The organism is Shimia haliotis (assembly GCF_900114415.1).
In the GTDB taxonomy this organism is placed as follows: domain Bacteria; phylum Pseudomonadota; class Alphaproteobacteria; order Rhodobacterales; family Rhodobacteraceae; genus Shimia; species Shimia haliotis.
In genome coordinates this window covers 1-3,456 of record NZ_FOSZ01000017.1, presented here as the reverse complement: position 1 = coordinate 3,456, position 3,456 = coordinate 1, and the positions used below count along the sequence as shown (strand labels likewise).

General features: G+C 52.1%; 2 rRNA genes. Both read left to right on the top strand.

Annotation, left to right across the window (positions count from 1 at the left end):
- Positions 1–380 precede the first annotated feature (380 nt).
- Positions 381–3,209 (top strand): 23S ribosomal RNA (locus tag BM069_RS19555).
- A gap of 102 nt (positions 3,210–3,311) precedes the next feature.
- Positions 3,312–3,426: ribosomal RNA gene (rrf, locus tag BM069_RS19550) — 5S ribosomal RNA — on the top strand.
- The last annotated feature ends 30 nt before the right edge of the window (positions 3,427–3,456 follow it).

The window sequence follows — 3,456 nt, the reverse complement described above, 5'->3', positions numbered from 1 at the left end:
GAGAGTAATCTTGAAGTAACAATCAACACTGTTTGATCGCCCTAAGTACGGGGATGATCTCAGATTGGTGCCTATGAACGCTATAGTAATTCTTCGGAATGAACGGCTGGATGGGCGAGCATATGTTATGGGTTGTTTCCTCGACCTCGCATGTGTCTGCCGGCTGAAACGAACAGAGTTGTCCAAGTCAAGTACACTAACCCGCAAGATCGAGAGATCTTGCATAAGTTCCTTATCTTCCAGGCGGGGCCGACCGACATCGGCAGTCTGGGTTCCAAGATGAGGAGCGGGAAAAGTATGACTTTTGGTTCAGAAGAAGGATGCATTGCTTACCAGCTAGTGTGTCCGTGTTAGACGCAAGTCTTTCTCTTTCTGGATCAAATCAAGCGCGAGAAGGGCGTTTGGTGAATGCCTTGGCAGTAAGAGGCGATGAAAGACGTGATACTCTGCGATAAGTCATGGGGAGCTGAGAATAAGCTTTGATCCATGAATTTCTGAATGGGGGAACCCACCTGAAAGTTCTCTATTACTACTTCGGTAGCTAATAGGGTTCTTAACCAGGTACTTTTAACCTGAATACATAGGGTTTTAAGAGCAAACCCGGGGAACTGAAACATCTAAGTACCCGGAGGAAAGGAAATCAATTGATACTCTGCTAGTAGCGGCGAGCGAACGCGGATCAGCCAAGCCTTGAGAGTGAGAAGAACATGTTGGGAAGCATGGCCATAGCGGGTGATAGCCCCGTATTCTAAGCTCGATGGGATGTATTAAGTAGGGCGGAACACGTGAAATTCTGTCTGAAGATCGGAGGACCACCTTCGAAGGCTAAGTACTCCTTACTGACCGATAGTGAACCAGTACCGTGAGGGAAAGGTGAAAAGCACCCCGACGAGGGGAGTGAAACAGTACCTGAAACCGAACGCCTACAATCAGTTGGAGGCCCCTTGAGGGCTGACAGCGTACCTTTTGTATAATGGGTCATCGACTTGGTCTATCTAGCAAGCTTAAGCCGTTAGGTGTAGGCGCAGCGAAAGCGAGTCTTAATAGGGCGAATGAGTTAGATGGATCAGACCCGAAACCGAGTGATCTAGGCATGGCCAGGTTGAAGGTGCAGTAACATGCACTGGAGGACCGAACCCACATCTGTTGAAAAAGATCGGGATGAGCTGTGCCTAGGGGTGAAAGGCCAATCAAACTCGGAGATAGCTGGTTCTCTGCGAAATCTATTTAGGTAGAGCGTCATCTGAATACCCCGGGGGGTAGAGCACTGAATGGGTAATGGGGGCCTACAGCCTTACTGATCCTAATCAAACTCCGAATACCCGGGAGTACTGGATGGCAGACACACTGCGGATGCTAACGTCCGTAGTGGAGAGGGAAACAACCCTGACCTACGACTAAGGCCCCTAATTCATGGCTAAGTGGGAAAGCAGGTGGGACGACCAAAACAACCAGGAGGTTGGCTTAGAAGCAGCCATCCTTTAAAGATAGCGTAACAGCTCACTGGTCTAAATAAGTTGTCCTGCGGCGAAGATGTAACGGGGCTCAAGCCATGAGCCGAAGTCTAGGATGCACATAGTGCATGGTAGCAGAGCGTAGTGTGACATAGTTCCAATCCTCTTTAGCATCCTTCGGGGTGTCTTGGAGGATAGGAGCTTTCGATGAAGCCGGCGCGTGAGCGATCCGGTGGAGAGATCACTAGTGAGAATGATGACATGAGTAGCGACAAAGAGTGTGAGAGACACTCTCGCCGAAAGTCCAAGGGTTCCTGCTTAAAGCTAATCTGAGCAGGGTAAGCCGGCCCCTAAGCCGAGGGCGAAAGCCGTAGGCGATGGGAACTAGGTTAATATTCCTAGGCCAGGAGGATGTGACGGATCATGAAGGTTGTTTGCCCTTATCGGATTGGGCAGGCCGCTGATTGGTTCCTGGAAATAGCCCTCCATGAGACCGTACCCTAAACCGACACAGGTGGACTGGTAGAGCATACCAAGGCGCTTGAGAGAACGATGTTGAAGGAACTCGGCAAAATACCTCCGTAAGTTCGCGAGAAGGAGGCCCAGTTTCTACGCAAGTATTGGCTGGGGGCACAAACCAGGGGGTGGCGACTGTTTACTAAAAACACAGGGCTCTGCGAAGTCGCAAGACGACGTATAGGGTCTGACGCCTGCCCGGTGCCTGAAGGTTAAAAGGAGGGGTGAGAGCTCCGAATTGAAGCCCAGGTAAACGGCGGCCGTAACTATAACGGTCCTAAGGTAGCGAAATTCCTTGTCGGGTAAGTTCCGACCTGCACGAATGGCGTAACGACTTCCCCGCTGTCTCCAACATCGACTCAGCGAAATTGAATTGCCTGTCAAGATGCAGGCTTCCCGCGGTTAGACGGAAAGACCCCGTGCACCTTTACTACAGCTTCACACTGGCATCAGGCCATGCATGTGCAGGATAGGTGGTGGGCTTTGAAACCGGGACGCCAGTCCCGGTGGAGCCTCCCTTGAGATACCACCCTTGCATTGCTTGATGTCTAACCGCGGTCCGTTATCCGGATCCGGGACCCTGTGTGGCGGGTAGTTTGACTGGGGCGGTCGCCTCCTAAAGCGTAACGGAGGCGCGCGAAGGTTGGCTCAGAGCGGTCGGAAATCGCTCGTTGAGTGCAATGGCAGAAGCCAGCCTGACTGCGAGACTGACAAGTCGAGCAGAGTCGAAAGACGGCCATAGTGATCCGGTGGTCCCGAGTGGAAGGGCCATCGCTCAACGGATAAAAGGTACGCCGGGGATAACAGGCTGATACTGCCCAAGAGTCCATATCGACGGCAGTGTTTGGCACCTCGATGTCGGCTCATCTCATCCTGGGGCTGGAGCAGGTCCCAAGGGTACGGCTGTTCGCCGTTTAAAGAGGTACGTGAGCTGGGTTTAGAACGTCGTGAGACAGTTCGGTCCCTATCTGCCGTGGGTGTAGGATACTTGAGAGGAGTTGCCCCTAGTACGAGAGGACCGGGGTGAACGAACCACTGGTGGACCTGTTGTTGCGCCAGCAGCAGTGCAGGGTAGCTATGTTCGGACAGGATAACCGCTGAAGGCATCTAAGCGGGAAGCCCCCCTCAAAACAAGGTATCCCTGAGGGCCGAGGTAGACCACCTCGTCGATAGGCCAGAGATGTAAGTGCGGTAACGCATTCAGTTGACTGGTACTAATTGCCCGATAGGCTTGATTTGATCCAGTAAAAGAAAGACTTTTACGGACCATATGAAGTCATACACAACACAATCAGCGTACAAGACTTGGACAACACTATCAGAACCGGGTTGTTTACTCGGTTTGGTGATCATAGCGCGAGTGAAACACCCGGTCCCATCCCGAACCCGGCAGTTAAGCACCGTAGCGCCGATGGTACTGCATCTTAAGGTGTGGGAGAGTAGGTCATCGCCAAACCTAGTAAACAACCCAGCTCTCGTATCTCTC